We start from the raw sequence: 17,527 nt of genomic DNA, 5'->3' as shown, positions 1-17,527 counted from the left end.
CCAATCTGCGCCACGGTCGATGGGGTGGGGCGAGAGGTCGGATCCGCGTCGGGCCTCTTGGAACGCGGTGAGCAATGGGGCGAGTTGCGGCCAATACCCCGTCAATACCATTGCGCGGGGCGCGGACCATGGCCGCGATCGGTGGCACGGTGGGCTCGGCCGCCCGGGACCAGGCGGCCAGAGGCCGGGCAGCGGGCGGGGCGAAGGCATGGAGGAGCGAGCCCCGCCGTCGGCAGCCCTGCCCCAACCTCACCTGGACAAGGACGCGGACTCGCGGACCGCCCTCCGGCGGGGCCCATGAGTGAACGGTCCTTCCGCGCGCCCCGGCACACCCGCCCTGTGGTTCGCACATGCGGCTCTCCGTCGACGACGCCGCCCGGAAGGGCGGCAAGGGCAGCCGGGACTGCCCGTGATGCTGCCTCGACGGCTCTCTCGTGGGCGCGCTGCCCGATGGAGGCTCGGACGCGACGTTCGAACCACCGGTGAAGGGCCACCGCCGTGCACGCTCGTGACAGCGCGCCCGAGAACGACGAGGCCAGGACTCCGGAGCGACAGGCGGAGCGGGGCGGGGAGCGGCGGACTCCGCAGCCCGCGGGGCGTGGCGGCCGTACGCTCGACGCTCGATCCGTCCAGCGGTTGCAGCGCGGGGCGGGCAATGCCGCCGTGTCACGGCTGCTGGCTGCGCAGCGTCCGTCGCGGTCACCGGTACGCCGGGGGCCGGCGGGCCCGCAGGGTCTCGGGGGCCCGGGGAATCAGGCGCCGGGCGGCCCCCCTGCTCAAGGGTCTACGTATGGCGGGTCGGCGTCGGACCGGCAGGAAGCCGTTCCCGCGACCTCGCCCGGCGCTTCCCCGGGGATGGGCGATTTCGGCGCGGAGGAGGGGGCGGCCCACGCCTCCGAAGCGCGCCCCGCCGAGTCTCGTGCCGTCATGAGGCCGCCGACCGACGAGAAGGCGGCGCGGCCGGACCGGCCGCGGACGGCCGAGGAGCCCGTCCTGCCCGCACGGCTCCCGGACGGTGGTGCCGCGGCCGCCTCGGCCACCGCGGACGCGCGCAAGGGCGAACTGGAGTCGGCCCGCAAGGGAAAGCGGCCGGGCTCGTCACTGCTGAAGGAACGTCGCGCGGCGGACGCGAAGGCCACGGAGAGCGGCCGGGGACGGCGGGGGGAGTCGGGGCCGGACCCGGACCGCGTACCGGCGCACGGCAGATCCCAAGGACAGCAGCAGGAAGGGCAGTCGGGGCAGGATCCCGGCAGGCCGGACCGGAGAGGCCAGGAAGGCGGAGGCGGCGACGGGGGCGGGTTCGGCTTCGTGGAGCTGGAGGTGGAGCCGCTGCTGCCACCGCTGTGGGGGCAGTCCCCCCAGGAGCACGAGGCGGAGGTACAGGACTACAAGCAGGGGCTGGCGCGGGACCGGAGGGCCGGGAAGGAGCAGGTTGCCGCGTTCGTCGGCGGTCGCCGGGCGAAATCGGGCCAACTGGCGGCGCTCGGCCCCCAGCTGACCGGGCAGGTCAACGGTGCCAAGGCGACGGCGCTGGCGGAGATCAGGTCTGCCGAGACCTCCGGTGCGGAGGCGGTGCGGGCGGCCGTGCGCACTGCCAGGGCGAGTGTGCAGGCGCAGGCGCGGGCAGCCCGTGGCCAGGTGGAGGCCCGTCACGCGGCGACGGTCGCGGCGATGGGGACAGCGGCCTCGGGCGCGCGGACCGCGATGGACGGCGGAGCCCGTACGGCGGACCAGGCCGTCACCGGCAAGCAGAACGACCAGCTGTCGGCGCTCGGAGACCTCTACACCCGTACGGAACAACGGATCCGGGACGCCGCCGCGCACGCGGGGGACCTGGCGGTCGGCGAGGCCAGGAAACGGGCCGAGCAGTACCGCGCCAAGATGATCCACCGCGACGACAATTTCTGGGACGGTCCGCTGACCGACAACCGCTGCAAGGCAAGGGCGGATGCCGCCAAGGCGGTCGGCGACGGGTACAAGGAGCAACTGCCCAAGGCCGCGGACGAGCCCATCGGCGACATACGAAAAGGCCGGCCGGACGCCGAGAACACGGTCCGCAAGATCTCCGACGACGTCCGCAAGAGTCTGGACTCGGTGCTGAAGCAGAGTCAGCAGGGCCTGGCCGATGCGCACCGGCAGTCGGCCGGGAGTGCCGACGACGCCAAGGCGGGTGCGCTCCAGGGGATCGGCCGGGCGGTGAGTTCCGCCGAGGCGGGTCTGGCCCGGTTGGAGACGTCGCAACTGGCGGCGATCCGTGCGCAGGCGGCGCAGCAGCGGCAGGCCGCCGAACGTCAGGCCGCCGGAGTCAACGCCGCCATCGGCCGGAGCCTGGCCGCGGCGCGGGCAGGGCTGGACCGGAGCCTGCGGGAGTTCGTACGGATCCTCGGCACGGACGAGGCGCCCGATCCCGACCAGCTCGAAGAGGTGTTACGGGACACCGGCGACCGGTTCGACGAGCGGTTGGAGGGGACGGCCGACGGGCTGCGGGCGCGGGCCGCGCAGGCCGGGCGGTCGCTGGCGGCGCTGGGGGAGCGTACGGCGTCGGGGATTTCGCAGACCTCCTCCGCCGCGGCGCGGTCCGCGCAGCAGACCGCGACATCCACCGGGCAGACGCTGACCACCACCGCCACGCGGACGGCGAGTGGGCTGCGGCAGGTCCAGCAGTACTTCGCCGAGATCGCCAAGACCATGCGGAGCGGTCACGAGGACGCCGACAAGCAGGTACTGCAGGGGCTCGACAAGGCGTACACCGAACTCTCCGGCAAGTTCAAGGAGGGGGCGGACGGGCAGGTCGAGGCCGTCGCGGAAGGCCTGGAAAAGGCGGCCACGGGAACGGGGAAGGACGAGATCCACCCGAAGATCACCGAGGAGGCGGACAAGGCAGCCGCCAAGGTCAAGCCGCGCTGGGTGTCCGTCCTCGTCGTCGTCCTGGTCATCGTCGTCGTCATCGCGCTGACGCTGGTGCTCGGGCCCTTGATCATCGGGCCGATCGGGGCGCTGGCCGGGGCGATGGGGGCGAGTGCCGCCGCCGCGGGGGTGATCGGAACGGTCGTCGGCGGAGCCATCGTGGGGGCGGTGGCGGGGGCCGTGGGCCAAGTGGTGAGCAACGTCTGTTACGGCCTGCCACCGCTGGAGGGGGTCGGGAAGGCGGCCCTCTTCGGGGCGATCGGCGGAGCGATCGGTGGCGGAGTGTCGGCGGCCGTCGCCAGGACCGCGCTGAGTACGGGGGTCCGCGTCGGTATCGAGATGACGGTCGAGGCGGGGGTCGAGGTCGGCCTCGGCGCAGCGGACGCCGCCATCACCGGCCAGAGCTACACCTTGCAGGACGCGCTGATCGGCGTGGCCACGTCGGTGGCGGTCACCGGCGTGATGGCCCATCCGCGCGTGCGCGCCATGACCGAACGGGTCTCCACGAGCGTGACGGCCGGTCTGGGAAGGCTCGGCATCAAAGTCCCCGAGCTCCCCACGGATGTCAAAGCCCCCGACGCGCCCGACGCCCCCGAAGTCAACGTCCCCAAGGCGCCCGACGCCGACGTGCCCGACGCCCCGGCCGGGCTCAGGCCGGACGGCTCGGGCCCGGCACCCGGCGGCGCCCCCGGAGCCAAGCCCGATGTCGACGGTCCCGGTCCCAGGCCCGGCGGTGACGCCGGCGGCAGCCCGCAGCCGGGCCGCGGCCCCGACGGTGCCACCTCCTGGGACGGCTCCAGCCTCGACCCCACCGGGGGCAAGGGCAGTGCGGACGGCCCCGTGCGCCCTCGCGACCAGGCCGACATCGAAGCGGAACTCCGCAGCGTGCTCGGCCCGTTGGGCGACCGGGTCGACGTCAGGATCGACCCCGAACTCCCCGGCCGCACCGTCCGCGTCCACTACGACATGGACGACAACGGCCTGATCACCAACGTCCGCATGGCCGTCGGCCCCTCCGCCACCCCCACCGACATCCGCCTCCACGCCCCCACCGCCCGCACGATGATGCGCTACGGAGGCCTCTCCGGCCGCGTACGCCAACTCCTGCGCCAGGTGACCGAATGGGTCGGCATCCACGGCTCCCCGCCCGTCGGCTCGATGGCCTGGGAGGCCCGCCTCGAACTCCGCAAGCTCCCCGCCGTCATCGCCGACCGCGCCCGCACCTACGCCGATGCCGACCCCGCCGCCCGCTCCGAACTCGAAGCCGAACTCAGTTTCCTCATCCAGCAGGTCAACGCCCACGCCAACACCCTCAAGGAATGGAATCTGGACCCCGGGCGAGGCTATGTCGCCGCGGACAGCGAGGGGTTGAAGGCAGCCAGGAACCTCGGCTACACCGAAGCGGACCTGCCGGACGGCCATGTCTGGCGCCAGCCCAAGGACAGACCGCTGGAACTCGTCCAGAACGATCCCTCGACAAAGAAGCACTGGTTCATCCCGCCCACCGACGAGAATCCGCTCGGCAGCATCGTCGACCAGAAGCCGGAGACCGCCGCCAACCCCAAGCCGCGGTTCGATGCCGACCCGTCCATCACGCGGGAGGACGCGTTCGACAAGCTGGGCGGCAATGACGAGAGCAAGCCGTTGGGCAAGTTCATCAAGGTCCTCAAGGACAATGGAGTCATCGGCTCGGAGGCCGATTTCATCGCGAAGATGCCGGATCCGGCGGGTCGCCTCTACGACGACGTGCGGCATGTCGCGAAAATAGACTTCGCGAAACAGCTGGCCGAAAAGGTCGGAAGTCACGCCGATCTTCTGCGTATCAGCAAGGAGCTGCACGGATCCGACCGCGGACCCCTGGGTGAGGCCTGGTACGAGAAGAATCACGCGCCCGACGGAAACTCCCAGGTCGTGATCCCCAAGGACGCCGTCGACGGTGTCACCCTGGAAAAACCTCGACGGCTCGACCTCGTCGAGGACGACACCATCGTGGAGATCAAGAACATCTCCAAGTACGACAAGGAAATAGAAGGTCAGATCAATGACCTGATCAAGATACCCGGGAAAGACATATCGGTGGGTGGAGAAAGGCGGCCGATCAATCTGGTACGGGTGGCCTTCCTGGATCCGCAGGGAGTGCACAGCAACGCATCCTGGCTCTTCAAGTTCCTCAAGGCCAACGGAGAAGCGGACCTCGAAATCCAAGTGTTCAACACCCGCGGGGATCCCAGGGTGCTCACCCCGGAGGACTGGAGGTCCTTGGACTTCAGTACTGCGGCGGGGCGTGACTTCAAGGCATGGTTGGACGGCAGGACGGCCGAGGCAACGGGAGGCGGACAGTAGATGCTGGGAAGGATCACGGTGGCGCTGGAGACCCCGGACGCGACCGCGGCGGCGCACGCCCTGTGGGAGCAGCGGCTGTGGGGAGACGCGCAGGCACCGCGTGAGGTCGATGTCGACTCCCGCGGCGCACGCCCCTCGCCGGACTGGATCGAGCGTTTCGCGGGCACGGGGGACACCGTCGCCGCGTACTTCGACGAGGCCGCCGAGCACCACCTCGTCGTGCGCGCCGACGGATACGTCGACGCCGCCTTCGACTTCAAGGGCGGCCCGGCCGAGGTGGTCGGGCTGCTGAGCGGGCTGCCCTTCCGCGTCGCTTCGTTCAAGACACTCCATGCGCAATGGCGTACTCGCGGCCCGCTGTTCTACCGGGCACCCGGCTTCGGCGGACATCACCTCCGGCACGGCTGGGCCTGCGCCTTCCAGGGCCCCGGGCACCGCCTTCTGGTCTCCCGCCGCTGGCTGGACCAGGACTGCTGGCGGCTGCACCACGGACCGAACGACACCACCCTCGTGCAGTTCCACGATCTCGACCTCGACGCGTCGGCCGCACTCCAGCAGGCGAAACCGGCACACCTGCGTATGGGCATCACGGACGAGGGGGGCTACCTGCAGGAGCCGTACGTCTACGACAAGGACATCCGTGGCTTCTACGACGCGGAACGCCGGGTGCTGGAAGTCGTCGTCCTCGGGCGGACCGTGTCGCCGGTCGAGATGCGCGACGCCTGCGCGGTGCGACGTGATCAGGCGCTCGGTCCCGACCAACCGGTCGACAACGTGGCCTTCGTCTTCATGGACCCCGACGAGGCACGCGCCCATCTGCCCCGGCTCTGGCCGTACGAGTTGGAGTGCTGGACCATCGTCGACGAGGTCAAGACCCGACTGGACACCGAAGAGCCGCCCGAAGGAGCGAATACCTGAGATGAGTTCCGACACGGATGGTGCGGAGACGGCGGATCGCCTTCTGAAGTCGTTGCGCGCGTTGATGGCCGCATCCGCGGCCCAGGGGAGTGATGCCCGGCGCGTGCGGGAGGAGGCGCTCGCCGCCATCGGTGAGTGGTCGGGCACGGCCGGTGCGGCGGGAGGGGATGTCGATGTCTCGCACATCCTGCGGGGGATCACCGCCGGGGACCGGGAACTGCTCGGGAACGCCCTGCGGGTGATCGACGCGTGGGTGCGGGAGCCGGGGGAGAAGAGCGGGAAGCGGGTGGATGACGTGATCGCGCGGGTGCGGCGGGAGTTGGGTCCGCTGATCGCGCGGGACCGGGAGGCGGAGGAGGCGGCGGAGCGGGAACGGCTGGGGAACGAGATACGGGGGGCCATTTCCCGGCGGCTCCGGGAGGCCGGGGCCGTGCGGTCGGATGACGAGTAGCTGACGGCTCGCGTTCCGGAGCTCATGGGACGGTGGTTCCGGAGGGCGGTAACCGGCGGCGAGCCCGTCCGCGAGGCTCGTTCCGCGAGTTCCACGCCCGCCACGGGGCGGCTCCTCGACGGGGAGCAGGCACCTGTGCCCGGCTGTTGGACGGCCCGGGACCGCTCGACTCGGGCGGCTGCCACGTCCACGCCCTCGTCGGCGCCAGGCCGCGCCGACGACGCACGAGGGGGGCGGGACCCCGGGAGGTCCCGCCCGTCTTCAATGGGTCATGTGGCGATGGGCCGTGCGACCGGGCTCAGAAACGGTCCGGGGCACGCTCCGGGAGCGGAGACCCGGGGAGCACGTCCCGCTTCTGGTTCTTCCGACCCTCCGCGTTCGAGTCGGCGGTCGCCTCGCAGGTCACGTCCTTCGCCGGGAGCTTTCCGTTGAGCAGGTAGCCGGTGACCGTACCGTCCGTGCACGCGTTGCCGTTCGGGTAGACGCCGTGGCCCTCGCCGCCGAGGACGGTGACCATTTTCGAGCCCTTCAGGGTGGCGTGCAGGGCCTGACCGCTGGGCAGCGGGGTCTGCGAGTCCCACTCGTTCTGGACGACCAGGGAGCCGACCTTGTTGTTCACCCTGGTCGCCGGTTCCACGGACTTGTCCCAGAACGCACAGGGCTTGATGCTGGACGCGAAGTCACCGAAGAGCGGGTAGCGGCCCTTGTCCTCGATGGCGTCCTGCCGGTAGCTCTCAGGATCGCGGGACCACGCGGCCGAGTTGTCGCCGCACACCACGGCCCAGAAGCTCGCCGTCATGTTGTCGGACGGCACCTCGGCGGCATCGGCGGCGGCGCCCGCGGTTCCGGCCTGCTCGGATCCGGTGAACGCCGCGAGCTTCTTCGCGGAGGCGGGCTGGCCGGCCGCGGCCTTCTTCAGCTCCACGACCCCCTCGGTGGCGTACTCCGGGCTGAAGACCGCCCCGCGCATACCGCTTCGGATGTCATCACCGGTGGTCGGCTGCCCGTCCACCTCGATGGGCTCCTCGTCGGCCTGCGCGACCAGGTCCCAGAAGGTCCGCTCGACCTCCTTCGAGGTGTCGCCGAGGTCGTACTTCTCCGAACGCTCGGCGGCCCACTCGGTCCACCGGTCGAACGCGGGCTCGGCGCCCTCCGCCCACCACTGGATCATCCCGCGCCAGGCGCGCGCCGGATCGACCGCGCTGTCCAGCACGAACCGGTCGGCCCGGCCCGGGAAGAGCTGGGTGTAGACGGCGCCCAGGTAGGTGCCGTACGAGTAGCCCACGTACGAGATCTTCTTCTCACCCAGGATCGCCCGGAGCAGATCCATGTCGCGCGCGGTGTTGCGCGTGGTGATGTGCGGGAGCGTGTCGCCCGCCTTCTCCCTGCACTTGTTCGCGACCGTGCGGGCCCAGGCGACGTCCTTGTCGAACGTCGCCTCCTTGTACGGCCGCAGCCAGTCCTCCTCCTCCGGCTTCATGTCGCAGGAAACCGGGCTGCTCCGTCCCACACCGCGCGGGTCGAAGCCGATGAGGTCGTACTTCTGCCGTGCGGACTCGGGGAGCATCTCCTGCATGCTCAGCGGCATGTAGAGCCCCTGTCCTCCCGGGCCGCCGGGGTTGGAGAACAGGACACCGTGCCGCTTGTCGGGCGCGGTGCTCCTGATCCGGGATATGGCTAAGTCGATCCGCTTGCCCCTGGGAACCCGGTAGTCCAGCGGGACCTTGATCGTGGCGCACTCGATCTCCGCCGGAGCGTCGGCTTCGCACCGCTTCCACTGCGGCTTCTGCTTCACGTACTGGTCCAGCGCGCCTGTGGCCGCGGACGAGGAGGCGGTCGACGGAGTGGAGGCCGTGGCGGCGGTGGCCGTCGAGGTGGCGAGCGCGGGAGCCAGCGTGGCCGTGACACTCACGGCCAACAGGGGCGCGAGACGACGTCTGCGCACGATATCGATCCTTCCGGTCGTATGTTCGGACAGGAAGGATCCTTCAGGAATCGGTCACGCATGCGGATCCCCCGCCGGGCTGCACCTCCCCTCCACCCTGGGAATGACACAACAACCTTGTGTGGTCCTCGAGTTGTAGGGGACGGACCGCCTTCGGTGACGTGGCGAACAGCGCCGCCCGTCGAGAACGAACCTGGAACGCATCGACGCCCGCCTACTGCCGCGTGCGCCGCCAGAACGTCGCGGACCCCCTCCTGCGCCGCCTCAACGCGGGCGGTGGGGCACGGGTGGAGATGCACCCGCTGAACCAGTCCCAGGTTCCGCGCCCGCTCCAGCGGGTGGTCGAGTACTGCACGCTGAACGTCCGCCGCTGGGACCGGACAGCCGGCTCCCGGGCCGTGTCTTCGAAGTGCCGCCTGCCGTGCGACGCCTGGCGCACACGCTCGTGGCGTTGTCGGACGCGTGCTCGTACGTCCGGTACGAGGGCGAGCCTCCGCCCTGCGATCGCACTCACCAGACGCCGCATGGCCCGGCCTCCGGCCGAACGACGGCACTTCGAAGACACGTCCTGGGCCGCGGGCGGCCACCAGGGTCTCGACAGCGTGTGGACCGCCGACGCCCTTGCGGACCTCGGATCCCAGCGGGGCCGGTACGTCGCCAACCGCGGCTTCGCCGCCTGCCTCCCCGGGTCCGGTCCGTCACCCCGAGCCCACCGCCAGGGGCGGCGGACCGGGGGCAGGCGGCGCTGGGTCGGCGGCCGCATCAGCGTGCCGGCGGCTCCGACGGCTCGTCCGTCACGGCTCGGCGGCGGTGGTAGACGACGTCCGCGAGCTCGTCACGGCCGTAGGCGGACGCATTGCTCAGGTGCCCGTCGAACGGGCCGACCTTCGTCACCGTGCGGCCGCCGCGAAAGACGATCTGGAGGCCGTGCTCCCGCTCCCAGGCGCAGGACGACCCGATCGAGAGGCACACCTGCCGATCGCCGGACCAGTCCCGTTCGATCGTCACCTCCCAGCCGAACTCGACGTGGTCCCATACGTCGTCGGGTCCGTCGATGGCCACGACGCGGTCGATGCCGACCTCGGCCAGCCTCGACCGGACGTCCTGGTAGTAGGCGAAGACGGATGGCGCCGCCGCGCGCAACGTCGAGGCGTCGAGGGCGAGGAACGCGTCGATCGCGGTGTGGAAGTCCTCCTGTGCGTCATCGTCGTCGTAACCGACCACGACGAACTGGCACTCCGCGTCGCCCAGTACCGGCACGGTGACCGGATCGCTCACATAGGAATCGTCATCGTCCTCGACGATCCCGAGACCGGGTATCTCCATGGAGATCACACTATGGGCTGACCCGTAATCCCTGACGGGCGCCCGACGACAACTGCGGCACCTCGTCGCCCTCGCACCCGACGGCAGCCATGAGGCGCGGGAAGGCACGCTGACCATGACGGACGCGCTCGACCGGCCGTCCCGTGACTCGGACCTGCACGTTCCCGCATGGCTCGGCAAGCCGTTCCTCCTGCCCATCCACGGCGTCGTCACGGCCGGTGCCGGTGTCGTGCTCATCGGAGTGACTGAGCGAACGGAATGGCGCACCGACCGGGACCCGAAGATCCAGGTCGTGCGCAAGCTCGCCCGCAAGTCCGGCGCGCATCTGCCCGCCGCCGACGGCGTGTTCGCCGAGCTCGCCGCGCCGACCGGGTCGGAGTACTGGGCCGCGGACGGCGTACATCCGCCGTCGCCCGGTCACGCCGCACTCGCGGCGGCCTGGCTGCGCCTGGTCGTGTGACCGGGCCTCGCGATCACCCGCGAAACCGGCGTTCGCGAGGAGCTTCGCCGCTCGGGACCGCCTCGGTCGGCCTGCCCTGCTCGGCCTGCCTGGTCGGGCCGCCCCGGGCGGGCAGCAGGAGCCCGGGCCGGATGAGCCGGCTGACGGCGATTTCCCGCGCGACGGTCCCGTTGCACTCGGCAGTCCTCGCTCAGGCCCGGCCTTGGGCAGCGGGCGGCTCGTTGGGTCAGCAGCCCCCGAACCGCCGTGCCGATTCCTGGACGTGCGCCAGCCTGCGGAGGCTGAGCAGCACCGGTTCGTACAGCACGGTCAGGGCGACGGCCGCCTCGATCTGCCCGGCCGCCGTGGGCTGTTCCTCCACCGCGTCCAGGTCTGCGACGGCGAGCTCGGCGGCGATGCGGCCGTACGGCAGCAGGTGCGCGGTGTCGCAGGGGTAGCCGAGGCGGACGAGCGCGGCGACGGAGGCGACGAGCGTGCCGAGGGCGGGGGAGGGTTCGTCGTGCATGCCGTGCCAGCCCAACTGCTGCAACAACGCGTCCACCGAGCGTCGCGCGATCCCGGTCGCCTCGTCGTCCTCGGTGGGCCCCGGTTCGTGCGGCAGCGCCCAGGTGGCCGCGCCGAGCCGCATGTGGTGGTCCAGCGACGTGTCCTCCGCGGCGTCGATCACCTCCCGCGCGACGGTCACCGGCACCTTGCCGATCTGGATCAGCGCCCGCACCAGACGCAGCCGGCGCAGGTGCTCCTCGTCGTAGGCGGCCTGGGTGGCGGTGACCCGGTGGCCGGGCTGGAGCAGCCCTTCCCGCAGGTAGTACTTGATCGTCGAGGTGGACACCCCGCTGCGCTCACTCAGTTCGGCCAGTCGCATCCTCTTGCACCCTCCATCGGATACTGTCACTATCCAAACATGGATAGTGACGCTATTCAATAGGAAGCAGGGAGCGCGCATGGGTACGGCACCGATAGCGGGGCGGGTCACGGCGGCGGCCGAGGGCGACGTGGTGGTCTTCCTCATCGGGATGCGGATCAACCGGTGGCGGTCGGTGCGCCACTGGCTGCCCACTTTCACGGCCATGCCGCGCATGCTCAGGGAACTCGCGTGCGAGGAGGGCAGCGGGCTGCTGGGATACCGGGGGTACACGGCCGGGCTGCGCACCCACACGGTCGTCCAGTACTGGGAGTCGCGCGAGAAGCTGCTCGCTTATGCCTCGGCCCCGGAACGGCAGCACCACCCCGCCTGGGCGGCGTTCAACCGCCGTGCGCGGAGCGCTGCGGGGAGTGTCGGCATCTGGCACGAGACGTACATCGTGCCGGCGGGCTCGTACGAGGCGATCTACCACGCCATGCCGCCGACCGGGCTCGGCGAAGCCCACGGGGTCGAGCCGGTCGGGCGGCGGGGCGAGCGGGCCGCGGAGCGGCTCACGGGCTAGACCGTCCAACTCCTGTGCTGCGGCGGCCCTGTGTGACGACGCAGGGCGGGAAGGGGCCGACCGGATTCGAACCGGCGTCCTCCCACACGCGGCGAAGGCGCGACGACCACTGCGCTACGAGCCCCATCCCGTCGGCGATCATACGAGTCACCCGCGGTCCACTGCCCTTGAAGGGCCGACCGACGCTCCACGACGTCCCGACCGTCGCTCCGGCCCCGGTGCGGCCGGGCGTGGACGTGTTCGGGGACGTCCCGGATACGGCGGGTCCACGGGCGACGCAGAGGCCGGCCCGGCGGGTTCGGCCCTCCCGTGTCGCCGGCAGCCGCAACTGGGAGGTGTCGTCGAAGCGCCGCACGGCAGGCGGCACTTCGACGACACGGCCCAGTGCCGCATCGGGCAACGCTCGCTGTGTCAGCGGGGAGGGCTATCCTCTGCCGGTCAATCGCGTTCCACCAGCAGGAGGTTTGAGAGCCTGATGACTGTGTCGTCCCGTGACTCGATGCTGGAGCTGCTCTCGGCCGACGGCCCGGATCCGGACCATGCCGAGGCGATGATGCTCTACGGCAGGCTGGTCGGAACCTGGAACATCAGCAACCGATACCGGTACCCCGACGGGCAGTGGCGTACCGCAGCGGGTGAGTGGCGCTTCGGCTGGGCCTTGGGCGGCCGGGTGGTGCAGGACGTGCTCTTCTGCCCGGAGTTCCACGGTCGGTATCCCGGCACCACCATCCGCATGTACGACATCACGACCGGGTTGTGGCAGATCACGTGGATCTCACCGAAGCTTCCGTCGTACTTTTCCCAGATCGGCCGGCCTGACGGCGCCGGTGGGATGATCCAGGAGGGTACCGACTCCGAGGGCAGTCGCTCGCGGTGGACGTTCACCGACGTCACGGCGACCTCGTTCCGCTGGCAGGGGTTCAGTGCCGCACCCGACGGCGAGTTCGAGTTGTTCCAGGAGATGCACGCGACACGCGGATAGCGCAGCATCCGCGACGGCGCCGGCCACCGCAGCACCTTCGCCCCCCACCTCGTCAGCACCTTCGACCTCCACCTCGTCACCGAGTCCGCACCCACCTCCGCCGGTGCCGCCCGGCTCGTCGCAGCCGCTGTTCGCCGTACCACCGCGGACCGGGTGTACGAGGAATGCGGAGCCCGCCCCACCAGCCCTGCACCATGTGGGGCGACACCGGCCGCAGCCTGTGTCCCGGACCTGCGTGCAGGTCGAGCGGCACCCGCCGCCCGGCGCCGGGTCGCCGAGGCCCACGCCCACGTTCAGCGCCGGGTCGCCGAGCCCATGGACGAGGACCTCGCCTGTCCTCCACGTCACCTGCACCACCTGCGGCACCACCCCTTCGACCGCCGCGCCCTGTGCGGCACCGTTGCGGACCCTGATGTGACGTATGCCTCGTCCCGCGGGCGTGTTCTCCGACGTGCCGCTGTAACGATCGCCCCGTTCGGTCCACTCCCCAACGACAGAACACACCAGGAGGGACAGGAGGTGCGGCAGTGCCCGACAACGACGCGGATCGTTTCACCGCCATCTATGACGGCTGTCGGCAACGCGTGTGGGCCTACGTGGTCAGCCGTGCGGGACGACAGGTCGCCGACGAGGTGGTGAACGAGACGTTCACCGTGGCCTGGCGCAAGCTGGACGCTCGCCACGGTCATGAGCCGTCCGCGGGCGACGCGCACGGCTCGCGCCACCGCCCGGCCGCGGCGGGTGGGCCGCCCTCTCCTCTCGGGTCTCGCCCTGGCCACGGCGACGGCTGTGGCGGCCGTGGTGATCACTCGCACCGCGCCGGAGAAGCCAGGAACCGCGCCCTCCACGACATCGGGCTCCGGCAGCCAGGTCCTTCTCGCTGCCGCCTCCCACGTCAGTCGGCAACAGGCCGGCTCCGGCACCTACTGGTACGTGGAGGAGCACTCCGGTCACTTCCAGAAGGTCCCCGGCAGGATCCACTCCCGCAGCCGGGGACGCTGCGGCTCCTGAAGCCCCGAGACTTCCCGCGACTCCGGAGGACTCCTACCGGGCCTTCGCCAGCGCTCTTGCCGCTGGTAACGGCCAGGCCCTGTGCGCGTTGCGTCGGGTTGCGTGTCCGGTGCGGGGGCGGGAGCGGGGCACACAGGGGGCGCCCCGCTCCCGCTCCCGCGAACCGGATGTCCCGGGCGGCCGGCGTGAAGTGGTACGACGGCCCCCGCGCACGCCCGCGGACCGGACCGGAGCACACCGGGCGAGGCCCGGGAACACCGCGCGTCGGGCAAGGCCGTCGACGCGGAGGCGCCCCCGGATCAGCCGGCCCGACGTGGGCGCGGAGTGAAGACGACCGGGGCGTGGGTCCGGGCCACCAGGGCACGGAGGTCCTCCAGTGTGCCGGTGAGGGCGCCTGCCGTCCGCGCCTGCACCAGCACGTTGCCGAGCGCGGTGGCCTCGACGGGACCGGCCAGCACCTTGCGGCCCGACCGGTCGGCCAGACGTTGGCACAGCAGCACGTTGAGCGAGCCACCGCCGACGACGTGGATCCGGTCGATCCGCTCACCGGACAGCTCCTGGGTGCGCTCGACGGCGTCGGTGAACGCCTGCGCGAGACTCTCCACGACAGCACGGACCAGGGACGGCCGGTCCGTGGGCGCCGACAGCCCGCGCTCGTCGTACCACTGCGCGATGCGCACCGGCAGGTCGCCGGGGGCGAGGAACCGCGGGTCCTGGACGTCGAACACCTCGACACCCCCGGGGAGCCGGGCGGCCGCGGCCAGCAGATCGGTGAGCGACACCGGTCCGCCGTCCCGCGCCCACCAGCGCATGCTCTCGCTGAGCAGCCACAGACCCATGACGTTGGTGAGGAAGCGGATCCGGCCGTCCACACCGCCCTCGTTGGTGAAGTTCGCCGCGCGCGCCGCCTCGGTGAGCACCGGCTCGGCGAGTTCCACGCCGACCAGCCCCCAGGTGCCGCAGGAGATGTACGCCGCGCCGGGCCCGGTCATCGGCACACCCACCACGGCCGAGGCCGTGTCATGGGAGCCCACCGTCGTGACCGGCAGCTCGGGCAGATCGAGCGCGCGGGCGAGGTCACCCCGCAGTGCGCCGATCCTCGTGCCCGGGTCGACCAGTTCGCCGAGCACCCGCTGCGGCAGCCCGAGCCGGTCGGCCAGCTCGCGGTCCCACTCACCGGTGCGGACATCGAGCAGCCCGGTGGTGGACGCGTTGGTCCGCTCGGTCGCCTCCGCACCGGTCAGCCACCGGCCGAGCAGGTCCGGCACCAGCAGCATGCGGTCGGCGAGTTCGGCCCACGGGTCGGCGGCCAGTTGGTACACCGTGTTGAACGGCAGGAACTGCAGGCCGTTGCGGGCGAACAACTCGGCGTGCGGCAGCGCCGCGTGCACCCGCTCGACACCCGTCGCCCCGCGCACCTCGTCGCGGTAGTGGAACGGAACACCGAGCAGCCGGCCGTCCCGGAACAGACCGTAGTCCACCGCCCAGGAGTCGATGGCGACACCGGCCAGCCCGCCGCCGGTCCGATGCGCCCGCTGGAGGCCGGCCAGCGCCTGGCGGTACAGCTCCAGCAGATTCCAGTGCAGCCCGTCGGAGGTGCGCACCGGATCGTTGGGGAACCGGTGCACCTCATCGAGGTGGAGCAGGCCGGGGCCCGCCTCGGCGGCGATCACCCGTCCGGAGGTCGCGCCGAGGTCGACCGCCGCGACCCGCACCGAGGTCATCGGAGGAAGCCCGCTGCCACGCCCGCGTCGACGGGCACGTGCAGACCGGTGGTGTGGGTCATGTCCGGACCGCAGAGCACGAAGACCGCGTTGGCGACGTGCTCCGGCAGGACCTCCCGCTTGAGCAGCGTGCGCTGGGCGTAGAACTTGCCCAGGTCCTGCTCCTCCACGCCGTACACCGCCGCCCGCTTGGCGCCCCAGCCGCCGGCGAAGATGCCGGAGCCCTGGACCACGCCGTCGGGGTTGACGCCGTTGACCCGGATGCCGTGCTGCCCGAGTTCGGCCGCCAGCAGCCGGACCTGGTGCGCCTGGTCGGCCTTGGCCGCGGAGTAGGCGATGTTGTTGGGCCCGGCGAAGACCGAGTTCTTCGAGGAGATGTAGACGACGTCTCCGCCCATCCCCTGGTCGATCAGCACCTTCGCGGCCGCCTTCGAAACCAGGAACGAGCCCTTGGCCATCACGTCGTGCTGAAGGTCCCAGTCCCGCTCGGTGGTCTCCAGCAGCGACTTCGACAGCGACAGACCCGCGTTGTTCACGACCAGATCGAGGCCGCCGAAGGCGAGTACCGCCGCGTCGGTCATCGCCCGCACGGCCGCCTCGTCGGAGACGTCCGCGGCCACCCCGACGGCGACGTCCGGGCCGCCGATCTCCGCCGCGGCGGCCTCGGCCTTCGCCAGGTCGAGGTCGGCGATCACCACGCAGGCGCCCTCCGCGGCGAGCCGCTTCGCGGTCGCCTTGCCGATGCCGGAGGCGGCGCCCGTGACCAGTGCGATCCGGGTGGCGAGCGGCTTGGGCTCCGGCATGCGCCGCAGCTTCGCCTCCTCCAGCGCCCAGTACTCGATACGGAACTTCTCGGCCTCGTCGATGGGGGAGTACGTCGACAGGCCCTCGGCGCCGCGCATGACGTTGATCGCGTTCACATAGAACTCGCCGGCCACCCGGGCGGTCTGCTTGTCCTTGCCGAAGCTGAACATGCCGATGCCCGGTACGAGCACGATCAGCGGGTCCGCGCCGCGGATCGCGGGCGAGTCCTCGGTGGCGTGCCGCTCGTAGTAGGACCGGTAGTCCGCGCGGTAGGCGACGTGCAGCTCCTTGAGCCGCGCGATCGACTCCTCCACCGAGGCGGTCGCCGGCAGGTCGAGGACCAGTGGCTCGACCTTGGTACGCAGGAAGTGGTCGGGACAGCTGGTGCCCAGCTTCGCCAGTCGCGGGTGCTCCGCGTGGGCCAGGAAGTCGAGAACCACGTCGGAGTCGGTGAAGTGGCCGACCATCGGCCGGTCCTGCGAGGCGATTCCCCGGATGGCCGGGGCGAGCGCCGCGGCCTTCGCCCGGCGCTCGTCGTCCGGCAGGGCGCCGTACCCGTCCAGTGCCGGTCCGAAGGGCTCGGGCCTGCCGTGCTCGGCGATGTACGCGGCCGCGGTGTTGATGATCCACAGCGAGTTGCGCTCGGACTCCTCCGAACTGTCGCCCCAGGCGGTGATGCCGTGGCCACCGAGCACCACCCCGATCGCCTGCGGGTTGTCCCGCCGGACCCGGGCGATGTCGAGACCGAGTTGGAATCCGGGGCGACGCCAGGGCACCCAGACGACCCGGTCGCCGAAGATCTTCCCGGTGAGCTCCTCGCCGTCGGCGGCGGTGGCGATCGCGATGCCGGAGTCGGGGTGCAGGTGGTCGATGTGCGCCGCGTCGACGAGGCCGTGCATGGCGGTGTCGATCGACGGGGCAGCACCCCCCTTGCCGTGCAGGCAGTAGTCGAACGCGGCGGCCATCTCGTCCTCGCGCTCGACACCGGGGTAGACGCCGACGAGTGCGCGCATCCGGTCCAGGCGCAGCACTGCCAGCCCGGATCCGGTCAGTGTGCCGAGGTCGCCGCCGGACCCCTTCACCCACAGCAGCTCGACCGGCTCACCGGTGACCGGATCGTTCTCGGTGCCCTTGGCGGAGGTGTTGCCGCCGGCGTAATTGGTGTTCCTCGGGTCGCTGCCGAGCCGGTTCGAGCGGCTGATCAGTGCCTCGACGACGGTGTTGTTCAC

The 17,527-nt window shown here is 71.3% G+C and carries 12 protein-coding genes, 1 tRNA gene and 1 pseudogene; 8 read left to right on the top strand and 6 right to left on the bottom strand.

The window, feature by feature from the left end; all coding sequences use genetic code 11:
* The first annotated feature begins 927 nt into the window (after positions 1–927).
* The 3 genes from AB0E67_RS11200 to AB0E67_RS11190 are packed head-to-tail and all read left to right on the top strand — an operon-like array spanning position 928 to position 6,619.
* A complete protein-coding gene (locus tag AB0E67_RS11200; RefSeq protein ID WP_362024044.1) occupies positions 928–5,250 on the top strand; it encodes a hypothetical protein in 4,323 nt (1,440 codons plus the stop codon).
* Entirely contained in the window at positions 5,251–6,168 is a 918-nt protein-coding gene (locus AB0E67_RS11195; protein ID WP_362024042.1) for a hypothetical protein, read from the top strand.
* Position 6,169: 1 nt separating this feature from the next.
* Positions 6,170–6,619: a hypothetical protein gene (locus AB0E67_RS11190; protein ID WP_362024039.1), complete on the top strand. Its 450-nt coding sequence runs from the start codon at positions 6,170–6,172 to the stop codon at positions 6,617–6,619.
* A gap of 298 nt (positions 6,620–6,917) precedes the next feature.
* On the opposite strand, the gene AB0E67_RS11185 is transcribed toward AB0E67_RS11190, so the two are convergent.
* Positions 6,918–8,564, bottom strand: coding sequence for an alpha/beta hydrolase (locus tag AB0E67_RS11185; protein WP_362024036.1), 1,647 nt, complete (start codon positions 8,562–8,564; stop codon positions 6,918–6,920).
* Positions 8,565–8,766: 202 nt separating this feature from the next.
* Between AB0E67_RS11185 and AB0E67_RS11180 the strand changes: the two are divergent.
* Positions 8,767–8,944, top strand: a pseudogene (locus tag AB0E67_RS11180) (transcriptional regulator); the annotation flags it as partial.
* A 382-nt stretch (positions 8,945–9,326) separates the two neighbouring features.
* Here AB0E67_RS11180 and AB0E67_RS11175 read toward each other — a convergent pair.
* Positions 9,327–9,890 carry a hypothetical protein gene (locus AB0E67_RS11175; RefSeq protein WP_362024033.1) on the bottom strand — a complete coding sequence of 188 codons (564 nt, stop codon included), beginning with the start codon at positions 9,888–9,890 and terminating at the stop codon, positions 9,327–9,329.
* A gap of 115 nt (positions 9,891–10,005) precedes the next feature.
* Between AB0E67_RS11175 and AB0E67_RS11170 the strand changes: the two genes are divergently transcribed.
* Positions 10,006–10,350, top strand: coding sequence for a hypothetical protein (locus AB0E67_RS11170; RefSeq protein ID WP_362024030.1), 345 nt, complete (start codon positions 10,006–10,008; stop codon positions 10,348–10,350).
* 226 nt (positions 10,351–10,576) lie between these two features.
* Here the strand turns inward: AB0E67_RS11170 and AB0E67_RS11165 are convergent, their stop codons facing one another.
* Positions 10,577–11,215 carry a MerR family transcriptional regulator gene (locus tag AB0E67_RS11165; RefSeq protein ID WP_362024028.1) on the bottom strand — a complete coding sequence of 213 codons (639 nt, stop codon included), beginning with the start codon at positions 11,213–11,215 and terminating at the stop codon, positions 10,577–10,579.
* Between the two features lie 79 nt (positions 11,216–11,294).
* Between AB0E67_RS11165 and AB0E67_RS11160 the strand changes: the two genes are divergently transcribed.
* On the top strand, positions 11,295–11,777 hold the full coding sequence (locus tag AB0E67_RS11160) for a DUF4188 domain-containing protein (protein ID WP_362024026.1): 483 nt from the start codon (positions 11,295–11,297) through the stop codon (positions 11,775–11,777).
* Between the two features lie 51 nt (positions 11,778–11,828).
* Here the strand turns inward: AB0E67_RS11160 and AB0E67_RS11155 are convergent.
* A tRNA-Thr gene (locus AB0E67_RS11155) sits at positions 11,829–11,902 on the bottom strand.
* Positions 11,903–12,252: 350 nt separating this feature from the next.
* Between AB0E67_RS11155 and AB0E67_RS11150 the strand changes: the two genes are divergently transcribed.
* Positions 12,253–12,759, top strand: coding sequence for a hypothetical protein (locus tag AB0E67_RS11150; RefSeq protein ID WP_073783757.1), 507 nt, complete (start codon positions 12,253–12,255; stop codon positions 12,757–12,759).
* Positions 12,760–13,446: 687 nt separating this feature from the next.
* Positions 13,447–13,770, top strand: a complete 324-nt coding sequence (locus AB0E67_RS11145; RefSeq protein WP_362024023.1) for a hypothetical protein — start codon at positions 13,447–13,449, stop codon at positions 13,768–13,770.
* Positions 13,771–14,069: 299 nt separating this feature from the next.
* On the opposite strand, the gene AB0E67_RS11140 is transcribed toward AB0E67_RS11145, so the two are convergent.
* Positions 14,070–15,494, bottom strand: a complete 1,425-nt coding sequence (locus AB0E67_RS11140) for a rhamnulokinase family protein (RefSeq protein WP_362024020.1) — start codon at positions 15,492–15,494, stop codon at positions 14,070–14,072.
* A complete protein-coding gene (locus tag AB0E67_RS11135) occupies positions 15,491–17,527 on the bottom strand; it encodes a bifunctional aldolase/short-chain dehydrogenase (RefSeq protein WP_362024017.1) in 2,037 nt (678 codons plus the stop codon). The genes AB0E67_RS11140 and AB0E67_RS11135 overlap by 4 nt, the downstream gene beginning before the upstream one ends.

Origin of the sequence: Streptomyces sp. NPDC032161 (assembly GCF_040636995.1) — a bacterium.
Lineage (GTDB): Bacteria > Actinomycetota > Actinomycetes > Streptomycetales > Streptomycetaceae > Streptomyces.
The sequence above is the reverse complement of the archived record's forward strand: the minus strand, read 5'-3'. Positions and strand labels throughout refer to the sequence as shown.

Excerpts from the sequence above, each read along its gene's own strand:
- AB0E67_RS11200 (WP_362024044.1), top strand. The coding sequence starts at position 928 with ATGAGGCCGCCGACCGACGAGAAGGCGGCGCGGCCGGACCGGCCGCGG.
- AB0E67_RS11195 (WP_362024042.1), top strand. The coding sequence starts at position 5,251 with ATGCTGGGAAGGATCACGGTGGCGCTGGAGACCCCGGACGCGACCGCG.
- AB0E67_RS11190 (WP_362024039.1), top strand. The coding sequence starts at position 6,170 with ATGAGTTCCGACACGGATGGTGCGGAGACGGCGGATCGCCTTCTGAAG.
- AB0E67_RS11175 (WP_362024033.1), bottom strand. The coding sequence starts at position 9,890 with ATGGAGATACCCGGTCTCGGGATCGTCGAGGACGATGACGATTCCTAT.
- AB0E67_RS11170 (WP_362024030.1), top strand. The coding sequence starts at position 10,006 with ATGACGGACGCGCTCGACCGGCCGTCCCGTGACTCGGACCTGCACGTT.
- AB0E67_RS11165 (WP_362024028.1), bottom strand. The coding sequence starts at position 11,215 with ATGCGACTGGCCGAACTGAGTGAGCGCAGCGGGGTGTCCACCTCGACG.
- AB0E67_RS11160 (WP_362024026.1), top strand. The coding sequence starts at position 11,295 with ATGGGTACGGCACCGATAGCGGGGCGGGTCACGGCGGCGGCCGAGGGC.
- AB0E67_RS11150 (WP_073783757.1), top strand. The coding sequence starts at position 12,253 with ATGACTGTGTCGTCCCGTGACTCGATGCTGGAGCTGCTCTCGGCCGAC.
- AB0E67_RS11145 (WP_362024023.1), top strand. The coding sequence starts at position 13,447 with ATGAGCCGTCCGCGGGCGACGCGCACGGCTCGCGCCACCGCCCGGCCG.
- AB0E67_RS11140 (WP_362024020.1), bottom strand. The coding sequence starts at position 15,494 with ATGACCTCGGTGCGGGTCGCGGCGGTCGACCTCGGCGCGACCTCCGGA.